The sequence below is a fragment of the Chlamydiota bacterium genome, from assembly GCA_012729785.1.
Lineage (GTDB): Bacteria > Auribacterota > Tritonobacteria > UBA1439 > UBA1439 > UBA1439.
Genome location: JAAYCL010000044.1, coordinates 54,269 through 76,957, shown reverse-complemented (window position 1 = coordinate 76,957; position 22,689 = coordinate 54,269). Strand labels below are relative to the sequence as shown.

The 22,689-nt window shown below is 65.6% G+C and carries 15 protein-coding genes; 6 read left to right on the top strand and 9 right to left on the bottom strand.

Translation table 11 applies throughout. The features are described from left to right. Positions 1-28: 28 nt before the first annotated feature. The 7 genes from GXY35_11360 to GXY35_11330 form a co-directional block, all read right to left on the bottom strand. On the bottom strand, positions 29-2,038 hold the full coding sequence (locus GXY35_11360; protein NLW95174.1) for a glycosyltransferase family 39 protein: 2,010 nt from the start codon (positions 2,036-2,038) through the stop codon (positions 29-31). Between the two features lie 25 nt (positions 2,039-2,063). After that, a complete protein-coding gene (locus GXY35_11355; GenBank protein NLW95173.1) occupies positions 2,064-3,041 on the bottom strand; it encodes a radical SAM protein in 978 nt (325 codons plus the stop codon). A gap of 84 nt (positions 3,042-3,125) precedes the next feature. Continuing rightward, complete coding sequence (locus GXY35_11350) at positions 3,126-4,247, bottom strand: TIGR04076 family protein (protein ID NLW95172.1); 1,122 nt, start codon at positions 4,245-4,247, stop codon at positions 3,126-3,128. Between the two features lie 115 nt (positions 4,248-4,362). Continuing rightward, entirely contained in the window at positions 4,363-5,829 is a 1,467-nt protein-coding gene (locus GXY35_11345) for a radical SAM protein (GenBank protein ID NLW95171.1), read from the bottom strand. An 89-nt stretch (positions 5,830-5,918) separates the two neighbouring features. Next, on the bottom strand, positions 5,919-7,037 hold the full coding sequence (locus tag GXY35_11340; GenBank protein NLW95170.1) for a DUF362 domain-containing protein: 1,119 nt from the start codon (positions 7,035-7,037) through the stop codon (positions 5,919-5,921). Beyond that, positions 7,034-8,716 (bottom strand): hypothetical protein, encoded by a 1,683-nt coding sequence (locus GXY35_11335; protein NLW95169.1) that lies wholly within the window; start codon positions 8,714-8,716, stop codon positions 7,034-7,036. The genes GXY35_11340 and GXY35_11335 overlap by 4 nt, the downstream gene beginning before the upstream one ends. Then, positions 8,713-9,957: a hypothetical protein gene (locus GXY35_11330; protein ID NLW95168.1), complete on the bottom strand. Its 1,245-nt coding sequence runs from the start codon at positions 9,955-9,957 to the stop codon at positions 8,713-8,715. The genes GXY35_11335 and GXY35_11330 overlap by 4 nt, the downstream gene beginning before the upstream one ends. A gap of 317 nt (positions 9,958-10,274) precedes the next feature. Between GXY35_11330 and GXY35_11325 the strand changes: the two genes are divergently transcribed. The 5 genes from GXY35_11325 to GXY35_11305 all read left to right on the top strand — a co-directional run bounded on the left by GXY35_11325 (position 10,275) and on the right by GXY35_11305 (position 16,555). Beyond that, positions 10,275-11,402 (top strand): glycosyltransferase family 2 protein, encoded by a 1,128-nt coding sequence (locus tag GXY35_11325; GenBank protein NLW95167.1) that lies wholly within the window; start codon positions 10,275-10,277, stop codon positions 11,400-11,402. Then, positions 11,399-12,856 (top strand): radical SAM protein, encoded by a 1,458-nt coding sequence (locus GXY35_11320; protein NLW95166.1) that lies wholly within the window; start codon positions 11,399-11,401, stop codon positions 12,854-12,856. The genes GXY35_11325 and GXY35_11320 overlap by 4 nt, the downstream gene beginning before the upstream one ends. A gap of 19 nt (positions 12,857-12,875) precedes the next feature. Next, positions 12,876-13,901 carry a glycosyltransferase gene (locus GXY35_11315; protein ID NLW95165.1) on the top strand — a complete coding sequence of 342 codons (1,026 nt, stop codon included), beginning with the start codon at positions 12,876-12,878 and terminating at the stop codon, positions 13,899-13,901. A 119-nt stretch (positions 13,902-14,020) separates the two neighbouring features. Further along, positions 14,021-15,436 (top strand): radical SAM protein, encoded by a 1,416-nt coding sequence (locus GXY35_11310; protein ID NLW95164.1) that lies wholly within the window; start codon positions 14,021-14,023, stop codon positions 15,434-15,436. Between the two features lie 39 nt (positions 15,437-15,475). After that, on the top strand, positions 15,476-16,555 hold the full coding sequence (locus GXY35_11305) for a radical SAM protein (protein ID NLW95163.1): 1,080 nt from the start codon (positions 15,476-15,478) through the stop codon (positions 16,553-16,555). Here the strand turns inward: GXY35_11305 and GXY35_11300 are convergent. Next, on the bottom strand, positions 16,525-18,726 hold the full coding sequence (locus tag GXY35_11300; GenBank protein NLW95162.1) for an ADP-ribosylglycohydrolase family protein: 2,202 nt from the start codon (positions 18,724-18,726) through the stop codon (positions 16,525-16,527). The genes GXY35_11305 and GXY35_11300 overlap by 31 nt on opposite strands. 104 nt (positions 18,727-18,830) lie before the next feature. On the opposite strand from GXY35_11300, the gene GXY35_11295 reads away from it, so the two are divergent. Further along, positions 18,831-20,483 carry a hypothetical protein gene (locus tag GXY35_11295; protein NLW95161.1) on the top strand — a complete coding sequence of 551 codons (1,653 nt, stop codon included), beginning with the start codon at positions 18,831-18,833 and terminating at the stop codon, positions 20,481-20,483. Positions 20,484-20,519: 36 nt separating this feature from the next. On the opposite strand, the gene GXY35_11290 is transcribed toward GXY35_11295, so the two are convergent. Next, complete coding sequence (locus GXY35_11290; GenBank protein NLW95160.1) at positions 20,520-22,688, bottom strand: hypothetical protein; 2,169 nt, start codon at positions 22,686-22,688, stop codon at positions 20,520-20,522. Position 22,689 lies beyond the last annotated feature (1 nt).

Below are 22,689 nucleotides of genomic sequence, written 5' to 3'. Positions count from 1 at the left end.
ACGGGCGCATATCCGGTCCGCGCCGCACCTACTCGGCGCCTTTTCTTATGATGATGTAGTTGATGATGGCGCTCGATGCCGGCGGCATGGGCATAAGTTCCATGGTCAGGTTCCCGTCGCGCACCTCCACGGGGACGTTCTCGACGGAGAACAGGGTGTCCCTCTCCAGCGGCCCGGCGCTCGCTACAACCTTCCCCTCGATCGCCACGCGTTGCGGGCCTCTCCGGAAGATCGGATCGCACCATCCGAGATCCACGCGATAGGGGCCGTTGTCGAGGTCAATAGTCCAGGTGGCCTTCCCCCTGTCGGTGAACACGTACGTGTCCCTGAGGTGCTCCGAAACGCTCCTGCGGTCGATATCCACCACGGTCCACTTGTCCCAGATGCCGTCCCTCCCGATGAACTCCCCGTCCCATCCATACCCCCGCCAGGGCTGGTAGCTCCTCCCCTCGTCGATCTCGAAACCCTCCATCGGGATGGAGAGGGTGTTGAAGCATTGGAAGTTGACCCTGATGGGGGACGACTCGCGCGGCGCCTTGACGTGCTTCCGCCGGCCGACAAGGGCGTTCTCGGCGCGGTCGGCCCTCACGGCGAACGAGTAGACGCCGTATTCCTTCCGCTTTTCAAGCGCGACGATCAGATCATCGTCCCTCACCACCCCCCGACCGTACGCGTACGCACGGAGAATCTCCGGGTAGCCGCTCCACTCCCTGAAATAGGTCTCATCGAGCGCGCGATCCTTCCCGTTCCACCAATGGCACCAGCGGTACATCTCGCCCGCATCACCGACGATCGGCTTCCCCCGAAGGAACCAGAGCCGGACCTCGTGGAAGCCGACGGTATGGATCTTCCTGCCTGCGGCCTCATCCGAGCCGCGGACGAAGATCTCCATCACCTTCTTGTTTATCTGTCCCGCCCTGGCCCAGTCATGTGTCCTCAAAAGCAGAAGGGAGTAGTTGTTCAGCATGAGCATTGCAGAGAGAGCACTCGTGGCGAATCTATACAGCCGTCCAGTGTCCTCATAGCCGTTGCAGAACAGCGATGCCATAAGGAGCGCGTAGAACGGGATTGCCATACTGCACATCCTCTCGTGCCCGAAGAAGTTGCCCGCGCTGAGCACGTAGAGAGAGAAACAGATAGCGGAGAAGAGAAAGAGCTTGTTGCGCAGCCCGCCCCGGCGGATGAACGGAAGGAAGGCGCCTGCATACGCGCACCCGATTAAAACGGAGAACGCCAGGAAGACGCCCCCATACGGGGGGTGACACATGGTGTCGTACGGCAGGAAGACGGCGCGGACGATCATGCGGCAGTTCGCAATGATATGCGAAACGTCGGCGATATGGCTCGCCCCGACCAGGGGGGCGGGTACCAGCAGCCGGCGGACGAATACAAAGGCGCACACAGGGACCGCGTAGCTCGAGTACAGCCAAATCCTTCTCCGCAGGGTCAGTTTGGCGGGGTAGAACAACTCCGCCAGCAGGAGCACGAACGGCATGAGAATGACCCCCGGGGTGTCGGAGAGGAGCCCGAGGATGCACCACAGGACCGAGAGCGCATGATCCGACATGCGACCCCGATCGAGATGCCGCGCGAGAAAGAACAGGGTGAGGATGGAGAAAAAAACCAACAGCAGGTAATGAAAGGATGCGAGCACGCACAGGATCTCCGTGTTGGCCTGATGGAAGGCGAACAGGGTGCCTGCGACAAGGGCGCACACCCTGTTGTGCGTCAACCGGAGGGTCAGGAGATAGAGGAAGACCGCGCTGAGGACATGGACGGAGAAGAACGAGAGATGGTACGCCCATGCGGCCCTCCCGAAGAGGCGGGCGAGCAGGAAAAACGCGGCGTACTGCGTCGGCCGAAAATGCTTCCAGCCAGGGACATGGTAGTTGCTCTGCAGGAGGGCGTCCTTGAGCGTCAACTCCAGACTGCGCGCGAGGCGCCAGAGATCTTCATCCCCGACATACGACGTGGCGACATTATAGGCCACCGGCGCGGCGAGAACAGCCAGCGCGATGACGACGAGTGCTCTTTTCACGGCGACGATGCCCTCCACGCGGCGATCACCGGCCCCCGCGCCAGAGGGCCATCCGCACCATGTTCCACAGCGCCCCCGGATGCATGTTGTAGACGAGCGACTTCTCGATGTTCGGCAGCAGGGCGCAGGTGGTGCAGCCGAAGCGCCGCTGCGATATCCACCAGTCGTCGAAATCGGTTTCCAGAATCTTCCTCCCCTGGATGTCGAACGTCTTAAGGCACGACATGAAGAACCTTCCGTCCACGTCGATGAATATGCCGTACTCCCATGCCGTGCACGGGATAGCCCGCGCGCCGTTCTTCAGGCGCTTCCCCGTTACGATCTCGTCGTACGGGTAGGGCCAGTCCCTGCAGTAGCGCAGGGCGCGGTAGGAGTGGAAGATCGGGTAGCCGTCCTTCTTGAGCCCGATCAGCTTTATGACGAAGGCGCGGTACTCCTCCTGGCTCAACCACTGCGCGGCGACGCCATCCGGATAGACCCTGTCTTCATAGGTCGTCGGGATGATCGCCATCAGCACCATCCCCCTCTCCCGCGCGAGGCGGGCCAAGAAGTCGATGGAGCGGAGGTTGTTCCTCGTGATCACCGCCTTGATCCTTGTGTGGATCCCGCTCGCCTGGAGCAGCTCGATCGCCTCCATCGCCTTCCGGAAGCTGCCCTTCCCGCGGTTCTTGTCGTTCGCCTCCTCGTCGCCGTCGATGCTCACGCAGACGCTGTCCGCGTTCTTCAGGGCGTCGAGGCGCTGCGGGACGAAGAATCCGTTCGTCACGACCTCGCACGCCATCCCTTTCGCGCGCACGTAGCCGATGAACTCCCCGATATCCTTCCTGATCAGCGGCTCCCCGCCCAGCAGGACGACCACGCGGGAGCCTTTCGCGTGCACAAGGTCGATGATCCTCTTGAAGTCGGCGAGCGGCATGTCCTCAAGGGCGCGGTTGAACGAATCTGGGTAGCAGTAGAAGCACCGGAGGTTGCACCGATTCGTGATCAGGATATTCGCAATCACCGGTATCCGCCTGTGCAGCAGGCGCGATCTCAGGATCGCCCCAAAGGTGCGAACGTGCCTGATGAGAGACCCTTTCACGGCCATCTATCCCCTCCCCCGGAATACCCGCACATCCGCCGCGCCGGCTTCGACCGGACAGCGCACCGTGCGCGGCGCCCCGGCGGCATCCGCTTTCAGACGCATGATATACGGATAGAGAGTCGCGAGGAGCCGAAGGGGGAGCGCCCCCCCCTCCAGCGGCGGCAGCGGATAGCTCCTGCCCGGTTGGAGATTTTTCGGGCAGACGCCGTCGCGGCCGTGCACGTCCAGCCGAAAGCTTCCTGTCGCCCGGTCCCGGCGGACGAACATCCGCACGCGAACCGACGGGTTCGGGCACTGGATCCCCGCCGCATCCCTGTCGCGGGTGAGAAACCCGAGCGAGCCCCCGCGCTCCAGCGTGCGCATATAGGGGAATGCGGCCGCGAGCGCGGAAAAGCAGGGGATGCGCATCGCGTCGATGAGGGCGTTCACGGGATATTCGGTTCCTTCCCGCGGGCTCCCCGTTCCTCCCCCGCGCGCCCCCTCCACCCGCACCGCGATGTCCCCGTACGCATCGCATTCCCCGAAGAAGGATCCGGGATCCCCGCCGCCGAGGGAGAAGACGATATCCGTGCAGTAGTCGGCGCACGAGATGCAGAGGCCCGCCCCCTTCTCCCCATGGGGCGCGGCCGGATAAAAGGGCAAGATCGTGTAGAATGCCGCGGGACACAGTTCCTTCTTCCCCTTGATGTTCATCTCGAACATGTCCCCCGCCCGGTACTTATGTGGACAACCGGCGCCCGCCTTGGTCACCTCGATGGCGATACCGTATTCGAGCAGTTCGACCGGCGTGAAGAGGTCCGCGGTCTTCCTGGCGAGGAGTTCCAGTTTCCCGAAAAAGGTCCGTTTCCGCGGGATCCGGAACACGCCGAACTCGACCCCCTCGCCCGCGAACGGGCACTGGAGGCGGCAAATCTCCCTCCCCCCCTCCACCGGGTATCTTCCCCTGCTCAGCATGGCAAGGCAGTCGGGATAGAGGAGATGGAACGCAAATGGACAGAGCCCGTCCGGCGTCATCCGAACGGCCGGATACGACTCCCCGGGCCGGTGGTAACGGCACGCCTTGCGCGCGGCGACGACGGCCACCTCGCCCCCGGCTCCGGGCCGGTGCAGGACACACTCGTTCATCGAGTCCACCCTCCAGGCGCAACGGCCGCCCAGACCGCCGTGCCTCCTCGATCGCGCCGGGGGAGGCACCCGCGGCAAAAGCCGCGACGGAGCCTCATTCTCTCACGGTGCGGCGTCATCTTGTCAACCCCAGCGTGTGCGCAAGGTGTTTCACGACGATCAGCGGGTCCCGCTTGAAGATAAGCCACCCGAGCGAGAGGAGGGTGCCCGGCTGGTGTGTGATGAGGAAGCGCAGGTATCGCTTGTTTTCCCGTGCGATCTTGTTTCTGAGCCACTCGGGCGTAAACTCCGGCGTCTCGATGAACCCCTCGCCCCCCTCGAGTTCCAGGTCGGTGTGCTTCCGGAGATACCCCTTTTCTTCGCACAGCCGCCGGAGCTCGGTCCCGTGCTCCGGTTTGGCGGCGATGTAGACGGTGTAGTCCAGCCGTGTCGTGTACCGGAAGTCGAACGAATCCTGCATCTCCTCCCTCGTCTCCCCGGGGAGGCCCACCACAAAGAACGAGCCGACCATCATCCCCAGGGAGCGCGCATACTCGATGAGTCGCCGGGCGCGCGCAAGGTCCTGGGGCTTCTTTATCACCCGGGAGAGCACCCGCTGGTTCCCGGATTCGATGGCAAACTTGACGTAGTAGCACCCGGCCCGTTTCATCAGATCGAGCGCCTCCTCGTCCAGCGACCAGAGCGCGACACCGTTGGGGGTGTTCCACGCGAGGCCCAGACGCCGGTCGATCATCCCCCTGAAGATCCTCTTTGCGCGGCCGATGTCGTATGTCAGGTTGTCGTCCTCAAACTGCACGTGCCGGACCCCGAAATCCCGTTTCATCTGCTCGAGCTCCGCGAGGACGTTCTCGGGGCTCCGCGCCCTGAACCGCCTTCCCCATACGAGGAAGATGGTGCAGAAGATGCACCGCGCCGGGCAGCCGCGGCTGGTGATCAGATTCATGTTCTTACTGTGCGTCAAGACAAAGCCGTGTGCCCGCGCCGCCCGGTAGTAGCAGTCGACCTTCAGCAGATCCCTGGCGGGGAACGGGAGGGCGTCGAGGTCCGCGATGAAGTGCTCCTTCCTGTTGATCACGAGGACCCCATCCCGCTTGTAGCCGAGACCGTCGATGTCGCCGTACCCGTCTCCGCGCTCCAGGGCGTCGGCGAAGTCGGAGAAGGTGATGTCGGACTCGCCCTGGAAGATGAAATCCACCGACTCCTCGGACAGAACCTCGCGGGGCTTGACCGTGGGGTGCATCCCGCCCATCACCGTGATGGCGCGCGGCGCCACGCGTTTCGTGAGCTCGCAGAGCCGGCGTGCGTTCCCGTACTGCGCGCTGAAGAGGCAGCTCACTCCGACCAGGTCGGGGTGGAACTCGTTGATTCTTCTTTCGATCTCCTCATCCGGGAGGCCGTAGGTGGTGAGGTCACCCTCCCTCACCGCGTTCGCAACCCCCTCCGCGAGACAGTCGACAATCACCACCGTGTGGCCGCGCTGCCGGGCGACCGCCGCGAGGGAGCAGAGGCCCAGCGGCATCTCCACTGCGATCTGCATATAGCGCGAATAGGTAAATCTCGGCTGCAGCAAAAGAATCTTCATTTCGTTTGGGGGACCATGCGCTACCCGGGCACCGGCTCTTCTGATGCGTCTCCCGGTGGCGCAGGGTGAACCGGGCCCAGCCGATGCGCTCACCCGCAGGGGCCGCCGGCGGTCCTTTTCGTCAGGGCATCCCTGACCTTGTAGAGCACGCCCCTCAGCTCCACGGCGTTGGAGGGGCAGCTCTCCATGCAGCAGAAGCAGGAGATGCATTTCTCCCGCTTGAGCACCGGCCCGTCGTCCCAGGAGATCGCCTTCACGGGGCACAGCTCGTAGCAGGCCTTGCACCTGGTGCATGTGCGCATATTGAACCGCGGCTTCGTGCGGAGCCGGGGGAAGACGAAACGATGGATGATGTATCCGAAGAGTCCGGCCGTGAAGGTGCCCGGCATCGAGAAATCCCTGATCGGTTCGAGAGGGCCATCCACCTCGATTTTCGAGAGGTCGATCTCCCCGAACCCGCGCGCGTGGGCGATCCTGAGCGTGGGGATCTTCTCGGGCGCGACGCCCGCCATGGAGCACATCACGGCGTCGAGGCAGACGGCGTTATCCGAGGCGATCAGCTTCCCCGCCTGCCGAAGCGCCCCGCCCGACGGCCCCTTCCCCTCCATGCAGACCACCGCGTCCATGATCGACAGGTCCGGGGGGCGCACGGCGTAGACATCCGCCACGACCTCGCCGAACCTCTCGGGGGAGGTCGCCGCGGCGTGAAGGAGCGCCTTCTCCGCCCCCACGATGTAGCCGTAGGTGTTCTTCACCGCGCCCGTGAGCATGGTGAGGGCGTGCGTCTTGAACTTGGGGACCGAGACGAGGATATCGCAGTCGAGCACCTCCTTCGAGACGGTGACCTCGGAGGCATAGCGGGAGTTGAATTTCACCTTGACCGGGCTCCTCCCAAGGTTGACGTACTGCCCCCCCGCCGCCTCCATCAGACCGCAGGTCCTGAAGCAGCGCTCGTTCTCAGCGTAGCCGCGAAGACCGGGGTTGTCCCCCACCATGATTTTCCCAACGCCGCGCGCCGCAAGGGCGCGCACGAGCGCCGCGACCACGGACGGGTGCGTGGTGACGCCCGCATCCGCGGTCCACGGCCCGAGCACGTTCGGCTTGACGAGGACCCGCGCCCCCTTCCATCGAAGCGAAAACGAGTCGAGGATCTCCTCGATAGGGCCGCCGATGGCGTCGTAGCGGGCGGGGCGTATCAGCACCTTCATTTTACCGTCACCCTCCTTGCGCTCCCCCACCAGAAGAGCGTCTCCCTGCCGGGGATTTCCCTTCTCCGGAGAATCGCCACCCCGTGCCCCTCGATCCACCACGGCGGGTCGGTGCGCCACGGCCCGAAAACCGACGCGATGTCGAAATGCTCCTCGAGATACCCGCTAAGCGTGCGGCAGCAGACGAGGCCGAAGCCGGCGCCCTTCCCGGGCTCCGTGGTGCGATACAGGTTGGAGAGCACCGCCCACCTCACGTTCTGCCGCTCCATCGACGCGATGATCTCCCGCTCCTGCTCCTCGGTGGGATGGCTCAGCGCCAGAATCTCCTGCTGGCGGATGGCGCTGTCGCGCTCACTCAGGAAGCAGTAAAGGGTATCGTAGGGAAACGCGGCTATCTTCTCATCTTTCCCGACGTTGCGCATCAGATAATCCACGGCGCCCCGGACGGTCGCGAGCCACTCCGGCGGATTGTTGGCGGGGTTCAGGTACACCCCGCCCCTCGCGAATCCCAGGTGCTGCGCGGGGACCATGGAGCGCCGTATCGTTTGCGCGGTCGAGGCGAGGCTCGTCGCCGCGCAGACAACGACCAGTGCCGCGACCGCCCGGCGCGCAAGAGCGGGGAGGCCGCGCGTTCCCGTCCACACGGCGAGGACGAAGAGGAGGTAGAGGGGGGGGAAGGCCCAGATCAGCTGATAGTAAATCGCAAAGATGTTCATGAAGTATTCGTGAATCGAGAAGAGGGCGATGAGCAGAAAGGCGATCATCGCGGCGCCGAGCTCGGAACGGGGCGCGGCAATCGGCCTGTTCCGCGCGATCAGCCAGAGCCCCCGCGCGAGACACGCCAGGCACACCGCGAGCAGGAGGGGGTAGCGCCAGTCCAGAGAAAACTGCTCGGCGGCGATCTCCGCGATTCCCCGGAGGCGGGGGAGGAGCGGCGGCAGGGAGGAGCGCTGCGGGTTCGAGAAGGGGAACGACTGGGACCTGACGACCCCCGGCAACCCCCGGGTGAACGGCAGGTAGCCGAGGACAATCCCCCCGCCGAAGAGGGAGGCGGAGGCGGCGTAGCGCCGCAGCCTGCCCCCGAGGCCGCAGAGCCCCTCCCGCAGGAGGTCCGCGACAAAGGCGGCGGCGAGCGAGGCGCAGAAGAGGGCCGCCCCGATATTGAGCTTGACCATGCCGGCGACCGCCGCGGCCGCGGCGCAGAGGAGGAGGGACGGGAGCCCCGGGCGGCGGATGTAACGGACAAGGAAGTAGAGGGCGAGCAGCATGCAGGCGACGGCGCCCGTATAGACGTAGGTGTGGGGAAAATCCGGGTAATACACCCAGAAGACGACCGAGGCGAGACAGGCGCAGCCCGGCGAAACGAAAAGCGCCGCCGTCAGGAAGATCAGGACGCCGCAGAGGAGCAGCAGGACGCACTGTCCGGCCAGCACGCTCCGCACGCTCACGCCCATCGCCCGGTAGAACAAGCTGTAGTAGTACGGCATGGCCGGCCCGTAAATCCACCAGTAGTCCCTGTAGACCGTTGCGCCGTCCATCGTCTTCTTGAAGCAGTAGAGGTCCCGCCCGCGATCCGACTGGTCCAAAACATCCTGGTACCCCACATACGGCGCCAGGATCGCCGCCCCGACGACGACGGTGAGGAGGAGCATCGTGAGTTGTGCGCCGGCCTTCGTCACGGCATCCCCATCCCTTGGCACGGCCCCGCGACAAGCCCCCGGCGCACCAGCGCCTCGCCGACACGGGCGGCGACGAGGCGGTTGCCGAGCGCGCTGTAGTGGCCATCCGCGGTGAACGCCTCGGCCGTCTCGCGGGGCGGGAACGCATCCATAAGATCGATGCAGGCGATCCGCGCCCCCTGCAAAAACTCAAGGAGCGGCTCGTACTGCTTCATCCCCTCTCCCCCGCGCCACCGCTCGATGTCGGATCGTTGCGGAAAGACGAGCACGACCGGAACGGCGCCGTCGCGCACGATCTCCCCCGTCCATTGGAGCAGCAGCGCTTCGAGGAGGCGGTACGCCTCCGACCCGGTGTTGTAGCGGCCGTCCGCGGCGTGGATGTTCGTCATGGTCAGGTCCCGCAGCTTCCAGTCCCCCACCAGAAAAACGCTGAAGGCGAGCCGCGCGAGCGGCGAATAGCGCACCAGCCGCGGGGGACGCCGGTAATAATACCTCCGGTAGTAGTTATCGTGCCGGCCGAGGCGGTCCCGGAGCGCGGGGTTTTCGTTCAACGACAGGAGCTCCATGAGGGCATTCCTGTCAGCCAGGGGGTTCGGGACCAGTTCGAGGGGCCCCTCCGCACGCGTGAACCGGGGCTTCGCGAGGGGGGCATTCATCGGGTCCGCGTACGGCCTGAAGACATTGACCAGCCGCGCGAGGTTCTCCGTCATATAGCCGATGAGCACGATCCCCGGATGATACTTCCGCCCCTCGCGCGCGTAGCGGAGGTACGCCTGGTCGGGGCCGTAGGCGCTGACGCCGAAATTCAACACCTCTATGCCCCGGCAGGATTCCTCGAGCAGTTGTTCCCAGGTCGCCTCGTTCGGCACGACGCACTGCGTGAACGAGTCGCCGAACGCCGCGATCCTCGCCGTTCCCGGGGCGGGGCGTTGATCGTATTCCCGGGTCGCCACGAGGCCGGCGGCGTTGGTGCGCTGCCCCCCCCCCGAATACCCGGGCCGGAGTCTCCATCCCAGGTCGGGGTCGTGCACGATCATGCCGCGGGCGCCGTCCCCGGACGCGAGCAGCGCCCGGAGCTCCCGCATCCGCTCCTCATCAAGCACGGGCACCCCGAACTCCAGCCTATACCCGCGCCTGAGATCGGCGAGCCGCATGCCGGCAACGGAGACCAGTTCGCAGACGAAGTAGAGGAGGAGAACGCAGGCGCACGAGATCGCCGTTCTTCTTGCCCGCCTGCCCATCAACGGAGACTCCTCGTGCCTCTCATGCGCGCCGGGAGAACACGCCCAAAGACAGCATTATTGCGCACACAAGAACGCCCTGTCAATGACGCCGCGCGACATGACGCCGCGTGATATGGCGACCGCGTGCCACAGGCGTGGAGAGGGCATTCCCGGAACCCCGTCATGGCCTTATCCGCATTGCGCCGCGCCGCCGTTTGTAGTATCTTTGTGCGACGGGGTCGGCGGGCACGCGGGCGGCGCCGTGCGCACAGAAAGCGAGAACGCCATTGAACAGCGACGCAGGAAGGCGTGGCGAAATTGAGGTCTCCGCGGTCATGCCGTGCCTGAACGAGGAGGAGACCATCGGGACATGCGTGGAGAAGGCGGTGCGCGCCCTCACGCGCCTGAACCTGCCCTGGGAGGTCATCGTCGTCGACAACGGCTCCACCGACCGATCCGCGGAGATCGCCGCCGCGCGCGGAGCCCGCGTGGTCCGCGAGCCGGTCAAGGGGTACGGAAGCGCCTACCTCCGAGGGCTGGATGAGGCGCGCGGAAGGCACATCGTCATGGCCGACTCCGACGACAGCTACGACTGGTCGGAGGTCGGGCGCTTCGTCACCCCGTTGCAGCAGGGATTCGACATGGTCATGGGCTCCCGGTTCAAGGGCTCCATCGAACCGGGGGCGATGCCCTGGCTCCACCGGTACCTCGGTAATCCGGTGCTGTCCTGGATGCTGCGGCTTTTCTTCGGCGGCCGCGTCTCCGACGCCCACTGCGGCATGCGCTCGCTCACCAAGGAGGCGTACCGCAGGCTCCGCCTCAAAACCGTCGGTATGGAGTTCGCCTCCGAGATGATCGTGAAGGCGTGCAAGGCCAAGATGCGGATCGCCGAGATACCGATCACCCTCCACCGGGACGGGCGCAGCGGGAGGCCCCACCTCAGGACCTTCAGCGACGGCTACCGCCACCTGCGCTTCATGCTGATGTACAGCCCCACCTACCTGTTCTTCGTCCCCGGGGCGGTCTTCATGGCCCTCGGTTTCATCCCGCTCCTCGGGCTCACCGGCGGCCTTGTCTGGATCGGCGGCCACGGCTACGGGACCCACTTTTCGCTCGCTGGAACCGTCCTGGCCATCCTGGGTTTCCAGATCATCCTGCTCGGCCTGTACGCGAAGACCTACTCCTACGAGGCGCAGTTCGAGGACGACGCACGGTTCATCACGCGCTTCTACCGCCGCTTCAGTCTGGAGAGAGGCCTGCTGCTCGGCAGCGTCGTATTCCTCGTCGGCTTCGGCATCGACGCGTATGTCTTCCACACCGCGGTGAAGGTCCGTTTCAGCATCACCGTCGTGGAGCTCAACAGGGCCGCGCTTGCGGCGGCCCTGATGATCATCGGCATCCAGACCTTCTTCTCCTCGTTCTTCCTCAGCATGCTCGACATGAAACGGAGGGGCCAGCTCTGAAGGTGCTGGTGCTGAACCCCCCATTCCACCCGCGGTTCTCCAGGTCGCAACGAAGCCCCGCGGTGACGAAGGGTGGGACGCTCTACTACCCGTTCTGGCTCGCCGCGGCGACCGGTGTGCTGGAAAAGGACGGCTTCGACTGCCTGCTCCTCGACGCCCCCGCCCGGGGCTTCGCGCGGGGGGAGGTTCTCTCGCGGGCCGCGGACTTCTCCCCCGACATCGTCGTCTGCGACACCAGCACCCCCAGCATCTACAACGACGCGGAGGTGGCCGAGTCCCTCAAGGAGACCCTCCCCCGCGCGTTCGTCGTCCTGACGGGCACGCACCCCACCGCCCTCCCCGAGGAGACGCTCGCGCTCGCCCCCCGGGTCGACGCCGTCGCGCTCGGGGAATACGACTACACGCTCCGCGACCTCGCGCGCCGTCTGAAGGCCGGCGGCGATCCGGCGGGGGTGGCCGGCCTCTGCATACGGCGGGGCGGCATCTGCCTCCGCACGGCCCCCCGCCCCCTCATCGAAGATCTCGACGAGCTCCCGTTCGTCAGCGAAACCTACCGGAAACACCTCGATATCCGCGACTACTACTTCGCCGCCGCGGACTACCCGGTCGTCCAGATCATAAGCGCGCGCGGCTGCCCGCAGCGCTGCTTCTTCTGCGTCTACCCCCAGACGTTTCACGGGCGGAGGTTCCGTCCTCGAAGCCCGGAGAACGTGGCCGCCGAGTTCGCCTTCATCGCGGCGAATCTCCCCGAGGCCCGGGAGATCGGCCTCGAGGACGACACGTTCACCGTGGATCGCGGGAGGGCGCGGAGGATCTGCGAGCTCCTCGTCGGGCAGAGGAACCGGCTGAAATGGTACACGAACGTGCGCGCGGACCTGGAGTACGAGACGCTCGCCGCCATGAAGGAGGCCGGGTGCCGGCTGGTGACCGTCGGGTTCGAGAGCGGGAGCCAGGAGCTCCTGAACAGGATGAAGAAGGGGCTGCGTCTGGAACAGTCCCGCGCCTTCGTGAAAAACGCGCGCCGGGCGGGTATCCTCGTCCACGGCTGCATCATGGTCGGAAACCCCGGCGAGACGCGGGAGACGATGGCGGAGAGCCTCCGCTTCGCGAAGGAGCTGGCCTGCGACAGCTTCCAGTTCTACCCGCTCATCGTCTACCCGGGGACCGAGGCGTACGCGTGGGCGAAGGCGCACGGCTACCTGCTGACCGAGGACTATTCGAAGTGGATGAGCCCCTCCCTCTCCCACGCGAGTCCGCTGTCGCTCCCCGGCATCTCGATGGAGGAGATGGAGCGGTTCTGCGAACGGGCGTACCGCTCCTACCACTTCAACCCTCGTTACCTCGCCCGTAAGCTCGTCCAGTCGGCCCTCAGGCCGTCGGAGGGGAGAAGGAATCTGCGGTCGGCCCGGCGCTACGCCGCGTACCTCGCGCGCGGCCTGAGGCGGCGCCGCTGACCGGGCAGGGAGGGCAGCCGTGACCGACACGCCCCGCGCGCTCGATCTCTCCGTGGTCGTCGTCTGCTATAACGAGCGAAACAACATCGCCGCGTGCCTGGATTCCGTCGCGGGACAGGAGTTTTCTTCGGGCTCCTTCGAGGTGATCGTGGTGGACGGGGATTCCAGCGACGGCACCCTGGAGATCGCCCGCGCCCGCGCCCTGCGCCACCCGTGCATCCGCGTCGTCGTCGAACCGAGAAAGGGGACGGCCGTCGCCCGCAACACCGGCGTACGGGAATCCCGCGCCCCATTCGTCGCCTTCATCGACGCCGACTGCGTCGCCGCTCCCCGGTGGCTTTCCTCCCTCGCGGCGGTATTCCGCGAGGCGCGGGAGAGGGACGCGCGTGTCGCCGCGGTCGGCGGCCCCAGCCTCATCCCCGAGGGGAGCCCCCCGTTCGTGGAAGCGCTGAAACTCGCCCTCAACACCTGGGTCGGGAGCGGCGGCCGGGTGACGGGGATGTGCCACCCTCGGGAGAGATTCGTCGACGACCTCCCCTCGTTGAACGTCATCTACGAGCGGGGTCTCTTCGATCGCATCGGCTTTTTCGACGACCGCCTAGAAAACGAGGGGGAGGATGCCGATTTCTCCTACCGCATCCTCACCTCGGGAAGAAAACTTCTCTATTCCCCCCTCCCGGTCGTCTATCACCGGTACCGGTCGACCCCCCTCTCCTGGTGGCGCAACATGCGGCGCTACGGCAGGGCGCGCGGGGTGCTCCTCGTCCGGGAGCCCGCGATGCTGAACCTCCACTACCTCGCCCCCCTCCTCCTCCTCCTCGGCCTCGCCTTCTCGCCGCTGGGGCTCCTCTGGCGCCCGCTTCTTCTCCCCCTCGTCTACCTCCCCGCGATGGCCGTTACGGCCTGCCTCGCCTCCATCCGGGCGCGTCGCCCCGCCCGCATCCCCCTCGTCTTCGCCGCCCTCCTTCTCACGCACCTCGGCTACGGGGTCGGCGAAATCGAGGGGTTCTCGAAGATCCTCGCGGGGAAACGCCGCAACGATTGAGCAGTTCCCATCGATGGGGATGCGTCGACCCGGGACAATGCAAGCCGGGACAATGCACTTGCGGATTGCGTTCGAAGCGGATACCATGGCTGTCCAACGACGTCGCGAAGGCACTCTCCATGACCCGAAACGGACACGGGGCTGCGGCAGGCGGCACGCCGGGGTTGTTCCTCGTTAACATCCCGTTCTACCACGCCGGCTGCGCCGAGGCGCCCCTGGGCCTGGCGTACGTGGCCGCGGTGCTCGAGCGATCCGGCATCCCGTTCGAGCTCCTCGACGCCAACGGGCTCGGGATGTCCCTGAAGGATATCCTCGCCGTCGTCCGAGAGAAACAGCCCGCCGCCGTCGGCGCCACAATGATGACCTCCATGCTCGCGGCGGCCCGCGAACTCGCCGACGGCGTGAAGGCCCTCCCCCGCCCGCCGCTCCTCATCTTCGGAGGCCCGCACCCCACGATCGCCCCCGAGGAGGCGCTCGAGCGCGGAGGGGCGGATATATGCGTGCGCGGCGAGGGAGAGGAGACCATCCTGGATCTGATGGCGCGTCTGGGGCGGGGAACGGCGGGCTGGCGCGATGTCCCGGGCATCTCCTTCAGGGACAAGGGGGAGGTCGTGCACACCCCCGACCGGCCGCTCATCCGCGACCTGGATTCGATCCCGTTCCCGGCCCGTCACCTCCTCCCCCTCGACCGCTATCAGACGATCCACACCGGGAGGAAGCGTTTTGCCACGCTCGTGACGAGCAGGGGATGTCCCGGCAAGTGCATGTTCTGCTTCCGCCCCTTCGGCAGGAACCTCCGGTACCGGAGCATGGACAACGTCATGGGGGAGGTGCGGGAGCTCGTGGAGCGCTTCAGGGTGGAGGAGATATCGATCCTGGACGACGCCTTCACGCTGGACCGGAACCGGGTCGCGGAATTCTGCGACCGCGTGTCCGCGAGCGGCCTCCGTTTCGCCTGGCGTCTCGGGAACGGGACGCGCGTGGACCTCATCGACGACGAGCTGCTGAAAATGATGAAGCGGGCGGGCTGCTACGAGGTCGCCTTCGGCATCGAGTCCGGGGACGACGAGGTCCTCAGGAAAATCGGCAAGGAGATCACCACGGCGCAGGTCGAACGGGCCTTCGCCGCGGCGAAGAGGGCGGGGATGGAGACGATCGGCTTCTTCATGATCGGCCACCCGTTCGACACGGTCGAGACGATGCGCAAAACCATCGACTTCGCCATACGGCTCGACCCGACCTACGCGCAGTTCACCATGAGCACGCCGCTCCCGGGAACGGCGCTCTGGACGTGGGTGAAGAAACACGGCCGGTCGCTCATCGGCGATGACGTCACGAAGCTCGATTTTCTCGGCGCGACGCCCCACTACGAGACCGATGGCTTCACGGCCGCGGACGCGCGAAGAATGTACCGTCGGGCGTACCGCCGCTTCTACATCCGCCCCCGCTACATCTGGCGCTCGATCCGCCGGATCCGATCGCTCAACGACATCGTCGTCCTCCTGAAGGGCCTCCTCTACCTGCGAAGGATCTAAGGCGGACGGCGCCGGGCACGCCCCATGCGGATACACCGATTGAATCCGGTGCAGTTGAACGTCCAGGAGGACGTGCGGAAGCTGAAGGTCCTCCTCCGGCTCGCGCTGCGCCACATGACCCCCGCCAAGCTGCGCAACATCGCCCTCGTGGAGGCGGAGATGCTGCTGCGGAGGCGCACGCTCCGCGGTCTCCCGTACTTCATCAAGGTGGAGCCGACGAACCGCTGCAATCTGCGCTGCCCGCTCTGCCCCCAGGTCACCGGCTACTGCCAGGTGAAGGGCGCGGAGAAGGCGGTGCTCGGCTCGATGCCGTTCGACCTGTACGCGCAGCTCATCGACGAGCTCGCCCCCTTTCTCTTCTGCGTCCTTCTCTACGGGCAGGGGGAACCGTTCCTCGCCGCGGACATCTTTCGGATGATACGGTACGCGCGGGAACGAAACCTCGGCACCATGATCAGCTCCAACCTGAACATCGCAAAGGACGGCTTCGCGGAGGAGGTCGTCGAGTCGGGCCTCGACTACCTGGAGGTCTCGCTCGACGGGGCGGATCAGCAGGCGTACGCGGAGTTTCGCGTCGGCGGGGACTTCGGGCTCGTCAGGGAGAACATCGTGCGGATCGTGGAGAAGAAGCGGCGGCTCCGCCGCCGCGCGCCGCTGGTGGAGTGGAAGTTCATCGTGATGCGGCACAACGAACACCAGATCGACCTTGCCCGAAAAACGGCGCGGGAGATCGGGGTGGATTACCTGACCTTCACCCCCGTCGGGAACATCGATCCGTCGAGGAGGGACCTGCTCGAGAAGTGGGTCTCCACGATCCCCCGCTACCGCCAGTATGACCTGGAGGCGGGCGTCGACCTGCGCGCGGAGCGGGCCAAACGGGTCTGTCCCTGGCTGTACCGATCGGCGTCGATCAACTGCGACGGGAGCGTCTCGCCCTGCTGCTACTACCCGAACTTTCCGCAGGCCGTCTTCGGCGATCTTCGGAAGGAGCGCTTCGGCGCCATCTGGAACAACGACTTCTACACGAGCGCGCGTGCGATCTGCACCCGGGCACGGCTCGCGCAGATCGGGGAGAGGGCCGGCGTCTGCTACCTCTGCCGGCGGTCGGAAGGGGTTTGACCGTTTGCGCCGCCGTCCACGGTGGAGACGGGCCTCCTGACAATCCTGACGTACTCCCAGAACGCCTCCCCCCTCCCTTCCCCGACGGCCGGCGTGCTCCGGACCTCGACCCGCGGCCGCAACGCCAGGTACGGCGTGAGATCGAAGCGCAGCCGGTGCCACGGCGTCGGCTTCGTGGATACCCGCGGAAGCGAGATCACCGTCGCGTTGCCCTCATCGTGCACGAGGACGAACTTTCCCCCCTCGGGTATGGCGGGAAGTTCCTCTTCGGCCTGTATCCTCAACTTGATCTGCTTGGGCTCCTGGAGGGGGAGGTCGGGGACGTGTTCCTTCGGCCAGTAGCAGCCGTACGGATGTGGGTCGCCGGGGGAGAGCCAGGCGACGGGATAGGGGCTGTCCGTCCACTCCGTGAGGATGTAGTACGCGCGTATCTCGGGCTTGCCCGGAGGGCACTTCCCGCCATATCTGAAGAGGTTCACATTGTTCTGCGCGGAGCGGATGCGGAGCGGGACGGGTTTCGCCGCCGGGTTGAATGACGGCGACGGCTGGGCGAGGCGGGTGAGCTTCTGGTCGAGGTAGGTGGAGCCGTCCTCCGCCGGGTACAGGATGATATCCTCGCCGCGGCGCGGCACAATCGTGGTCGCCCGAAACCCCGCCGGGGCTTCCTTCCCCACTCTGACGCGCCCCAATTCCCTCTCCCCCGCCGCCACGGAGAGGTCCCAGGGGGCGTCGCCGCTGCACGCGGAGATCTCCAGCAAAATCTCCTCTCGCCCATCTGGAGGGGCGACGTCCGGAAAGATCAGCACGCACGGCCCCTGCGTCGGGCCCGGGACCGTCCTGAAGACGTGCCGTTTCCCCTTGAACTCCCGGCTCAGACCCGTCGTCCCGTCGGCGATGCAGTTCCAAAGATCCAGATCGGGATTCCAGAGCCGAAGGTCGAGCGCGAGCTTCTCGACGCGGAGGGGATTCCACTCCTCATCCCGGCGCGGACCGCCGGGCACGGACGTCCCCGCCGCACACGGGGTGGCCGGCTTCCTCCGCGGGATCACGAGGCGGTCGCCGTCGAGCCGCCCGCCGTGCGCGGCAATCGTCCTCTCCCCGAGCGCGGCGGTCCACTCGGCGAGCCCCGTGATCGTCATCCACATCGGGAGGTTTCGAAGCGAGATATTCTTGTAGCGGTCGTGGAAGATGTTCCATTGTGGCGGGATCCCTTTGGCACCGAGGATGATCCCGAGGATCCCCCCCGCCGACGCCGCGTTGCAATCGGTATCCCACCCCGCCATTGTCCCTATCCTGACGGTTGTATCGAAATCACCGCCGCCATAGAGCAGCGCCGTCACGACGGCCGCGCCGTTGACCACCGCCGACTCGTCCCTGTGCCCCCTCTCCACCTGCCACTTACTCCGGATCCGCTCCCGCGTCTTCTTCCAGTCGCCGGGTTCCTCCCGATGCCATGCGATGACGTCCCGCACGGCCTCCGCGTAGTCGCAGGAGGGGGGCAGTTTCGCGAGCGCCGTTTCGACGAGCGTTTCGACATCGCGTTCCGCGAAGGCGCCGCTCGCCAGTGCCGCCGTGAAGAGACCGCCGTACGCCCCGTCGGCGTGGTTGGTGACATGCGCGGCGAGGTCGGCATAACGGCAGGCGGTGTCGATCATCCCGGGACAGACGACGCCCCAGACGTCGTTTTCTATCTGCGCGTCGATTGCCCAGGAGCATTCGTTGAAAACCGGGTGGCCGGTCTTCGGAGGGGCGAGCCCGGCGGCGAGGTTCATATACGCGCGCTGATTCGCCATCCAGAGGCGTCGCGGCTCCAGACGGCGGAAAAACTCGGCTGCCATCTGTACCTGCGTCACCCCGGCCCCGTGCCGATCGAGGGCGAGCAGGTACGCCATGCCGACGTACAGGTCGTCGTTGTCGCCGAAGTAATCGGCTACGGGGGCGTCGAAGACGTAGCCCGTGACCTCCTTCGGCGGCCAGGGCATGCGGAACTCGAACGGCCCCCCGAGCGTCACGCCGATCAGCTTCCCCATCCACCAGCCGTGCACCTTCTCGAGATAGTCGGACCTGGAGATGGAGAACGTTTTCGCGCCGGCGCATCCGGTGGGAGGGGGCGCGGCGAGAAAACCCCCGACGAACAGGAGGAGGCAGAGCACACGCGTGGACCGTCTCATGCGAACAGTATACCATCGGGCCGCAACCGCAGCCATTGACCCGGCCCTTAATGTAGCACCGGCTGTGTGCTATGATAAGGCCCTGCCTTAGGGGATTGGACATCATGGCCCGCTGGCTCACGGAGAAACGGGGTGCGGGGGTAGTTCTCGCGCTCCTCTTTGCCGCCGTCGCCCATATCGACCTCCTCAACTTCCTCGAGAGACGCAACGCGGAGGTCGTCGTTCCGTTTTTGCAGTGGTCGGACGAGGCGTTCTACTACGCCTTCGCCCACTCGCTCGCGTTCGACGGGGACGCGGACCTCACCGACCAGTTCAGGTTCATCGCCTTCGGCCCTGTAGGGAAATTAATGAACGGCCTCTACTACGGCGACTATTTCGCCCAGCCCGACATGCCGATGCACTCGAAGGTCGGTTTCGGGACCGCGCTCCTGACCCTCCCGTTCCTCCTCGCCGCCCGGCTTGCGGCGTCGCTCTACGAATCGTGCGGGGGCCCGGAGGTGCACCGGTTCGCGGCGGTCTACCTCTGGGCGTACAAGCTCGGGATGCTCTCCTGGTCGTTCGCCGGGATCGCAGCCGGGTACGCACTGCTCCGGCGGCTCGGAAGGCCCCCGAAGGTCGCCGCCGCGGCGGTGGCGGCCACGGTCCTCGGCCTCTCCCTCGGCTTCTACCTCATCTTCCAGAACGCCTGGACGCACGTCATCTCGTTCGCAGGGGTCACTCTCTACCTCCTCCTCTGCGCCCGGTGGCACGAGGACCTGAAAGGGCGCGCGGGGGGCACCTTTCGCCCTCTCCTGCCGCTTCTGGTCGGGATTTCCGGGGGGGTCTGCTGTTCGATCAGGTTCAACAATCTGCTGATCATGCCCGTCCCCCTCATCGCGTGTGTCCACGAGGGGTGGCGGCGCGCGCGCGAAGGGACGGGCATCGGGCGGGGCTTCCGGCCCAGCGCGCTCTCCTCCCTCGGCGTCATCGGCGCGGGGTACATCATCGGGTTTCTCCCGCAAATGCTCGTGTGGCGGTCCATGTACGGCGAGTGGCTGCTCAACACCTACGGGCGCTTCAGGGAACCCCTGTACCCGTACTCAAAGTTTTTCCTCCATGTGCTGTTCAGTCCCCTCTGCGGGCTCTTCGTCTGGACGCCCCTCGCACTGGTCGCCACGGCGGGAATGATCCTGGGGATCAGGCGGGAAGGGCGCGCGTCGCCGTGGCCGTGGATCTGCTGCTACATCCTTCTCGCGGACGTATGGTTCTCGGGCTGCTTTCCGGGGTGGCACATGGGCAATTCGTTCGGCGCGCGGTACCAGTCCGACTACACGTTCGTGTTCGCGTACGGCCTGTCGGTCGTCTTCATGCTCGCGCGGCGCGGGAGGGCGGCTTGGCTCGCCCTGAGAGCGGCCGTCGTCATCCTCGTGCTGTGGAATTTCTACCTGATGATGGCATTCCGCGCCTACATCATCGGCGCACCGGATATGTGGCGCGCGCAGAAACCGTTCGCTCCCGGCCCGCTCGTCGCGCAGCGGGAGGCGGTGCTGCGCCAGTTCAGAAAGGATCTCTCCACAGCATGCGACCCCGGCCTCTATACCGACTACCGGCGGCGCTACCCTCTCATGACGCCCGCGGACCTCGACCTTCCCACGCCGGAGGAACGCGAGCGGACGTTCGATCCAGCCGATGAGATGGGAGAGCTTGAGCGGTGGCGGCAGAGGTGCATCGAATACTCCGAGAGGATCATGAACCCGCCGCGGCAGGGAAGCCAGTGATCGTGCGCCATACCCCCACAGGCGGATCGCCGGGAACTACTCCCCCTCCCTCGTGATTCGAAGCTGCTCTGTGACGGAAAAATACTCGTCCCCGAGGAGCTCCACCTCGCCCACCCCCGCCTGAACGCGGAACGATCCGATGCGCTTCATCCCGCCGTTCGCTTCCCGCGGATGGCGTCCGATGACGGGCTTCCCGTTCACGGAGGCACGAGGAGGCGACGCCTCCCGATCCTTGAGTTTGATGGAAAGCGCGTACGTCCCTCCCCGCTCAAAGGAGAGGCGGTACCGGGCGAAGTAGGGCTCGGACGGGTCCCGGCGGGCGGGCGGCACGAGCGGGAACTCGAGGTCGTACGGGAAGAGGACGTCGTAGTCGCCGATCGTCGGAGGGCGCCGCAGCCGTTCGTCCACGCCGATCCGGGGCCAGGCGATGAAGACGTTGGCGCTCACCAGATGCGCGGCGGGGATGACGGCGTCGTCCTCCACGGGGAAGGGGGGCTTTCGCATCAGGAACGCGCTGACGCCGTCAGGGTACAATAGCTCGCGGTCGAGGAGTTCGTACCTTCGGTAGCTCTCGATGAGTCGCGCGAGGGTCGCGGGACCATTCAGATACTTCGCGCAGAGAGAGGCGCCGCTGCCGTTGCTGAAGTACTCCTCAAACCGCCGGAAGTCCGGCATAGGCTTGTCTCCCTCCTCCAGGACAACGAGGTAGTTGAAACTGTCCATGCACTCCAGGAACGAGTCGGTTGAAAAGTGGCTCCGGAACACATAGACAGCGGGATTCACCGACTCCATGAAGTATTCGAGCGAGTCGACGAGCAGGTAATCCTTGTTCGAATACTCGAATTCGCAGACGCCGATCCGCACATACCTGTTCCCTCGTTCGTGGGAGCCGATCTCTTCGATAAACCTCCGCGCGACCCTCTCCAGGTTGTTGGGGAAGGCCGGGTGCGCCCAAACGGGGTAGCCGTCCGCACGCAAAGCATCGCTCGAATACGGCCTGCAACCTCTGTATGGCGGAGGGCCAACGGCGAACGAGAGTTGCAGAAAGTGGATGAGGCCCCACCCAGCGGCGGCGGCACACAGAAAGTACTTCAGCGCCCTCGTCCTGAGGGACGCGAGCCCCGCACCGATGACCACGCCGACCGCGGGGAGGCTCGACAGATAGAATACGGAGTACTTCAACTCGATGAGGGTGAACATCGCGTACGGCACAAGAGCCCAGAGGAGTACGACCGCCCTCGCCTTGAAGCGGGAGAGGATGAACACCGGGAGGAGCAGAACCCCGAGCGCGAACAGCGGCGGCGAAACGTAGACGATCGCCGCCACGAGGTAGTATGCGAAGTATCGGGCGCTCATCACGGGCACGGAGAGGTGGTGCGGGTCGATGCCGTCGCGCGCCTCGGCGTGCCGGATGAACACCGCCGCGATGTTGTCGATGTTTCCCCACCAGAATGGAATCGAGAGAAGCAGCGCGGCGAGACCCGCGAGCGCGACGTTCGCGAACACCCTCCCGGCGGTGATCCCCCGATCGCGCGACCGACGCCACCCGCACACGAGCGCGAAGAGGAGCGGGCCGCAGAGGAAGATGAGAAGCTGCACCTTCACCAGAAGCCCGATGCCGAACACGCAACCGAAGACGATCGACGGAGCCCTCCGGGAAAAGGCCTCCGTCCTGATAAGCCAGTAGACGGCGAGCGCGGCAATCCCCATCAGGGAGAAGTCGAGACCGTAATTCCTTGAGAGGCCGTAGGTCGCGGGAAACAACGAGGTGATGAGCGCCGCCATGAATCCCGCTTCGGGGCTCATGCACCGCGATCCGATGGAGAAAACCGACAGGAGCAGTACCGCAAGCCAGACGATGTTCGAGAGGATGATCACCCGCGGCGTCAGACCCCAGATGGCCGCAGCTGGCGCGGTCACCACGTAGGTAAGACGGGGCCAAATCCATATGTGCTCCACCGGTATGCTCTCCTGGTGGAAGAGCGAGGCGAGTCTCGTGAAGCGCTCCAGCAGGGGTGCGCCGCTGCGGATCGCGTCCCTCGACTGGAGGAGATACTTCGTGCACACCTTGAGGTGCGCCGCAACGTCCTTCTGCTGGGGATAGAGATCGCCGGCGAGGTAGCGCCAATTGCAGAGGGCATGGCACAGCACCACCAGAACGAGGAGGAGGAGGAGGCATGCGTGTCTTCTCGCTGTCGTGTTCATA

Excerpts from the sequence above, each read along its gene's own strand:
- GXY35_11350 (NLW95172.1), bottom strand. The coding sequence starts at position 4,247 with ATGAACGAGTGTGTCCTGCACCGGCCCGGAGCCGGGGGCGAGGTGGCC.
- GXY35_11345 (NLW95171.1), bottom strand. The coding sequence starts at position 5,829 with ATGAAGATTCTTTTGCTGCAGCCGAGATTTACCTATTCGCGCTATATG.
- GXY35_11340 (NLW95170.1), bottom strand. The coding sequence starts at position 7,037 with ATGAAGGTGCTGATACGCCCCGCCCGCTACGACGCCATCGGCGGCCCT.
- GXY35_11330 (NLW95168.1), bottom strand. The coding sequence starts at position 9,957 with ATGGGCAGGCGGGCAAGAAGAACGGCGATCTCGTGCGCCTGCGTTCTC.
- GXY35_11325 (NLW95167.1), top strand. The coding sequence starts at position 10,275 with ATGCCGTGCCTGAACGAGGAGGAGACCATCGGGACATGCGTGGAGAAG.
- GXY35_11310 (NLW95164.1), top strand. The coding sequence starts at position 14,021 with ATGACCCGAAACGGACACGGGGCTGCGGCAGGCGGCACGCCGGGGTTG.
- GXY35_11300 (NLW95162.1), bottom strand. The coding sequence starts at position 18,726 with ATGAGACGGTCCACGCGTGTGCTCTGCCTCCTCCTGTTCGTCGGGGGT.
- GXY35_11295 (NLW95161.1), top strand. The coding sequence starts at position 18,831 with ATGGCCCGCTGGCTCACGGAGAAACGGGGTGCGGGGGTAGTTCTCGCG.
- GXY35_11290 (NLW95160.1), bottom strand. The coding sequence starts at position 22,688 with ATGAACACGACAGCGAGAAGACACGCATGCCTCCTCCTCCTCCTCGTT.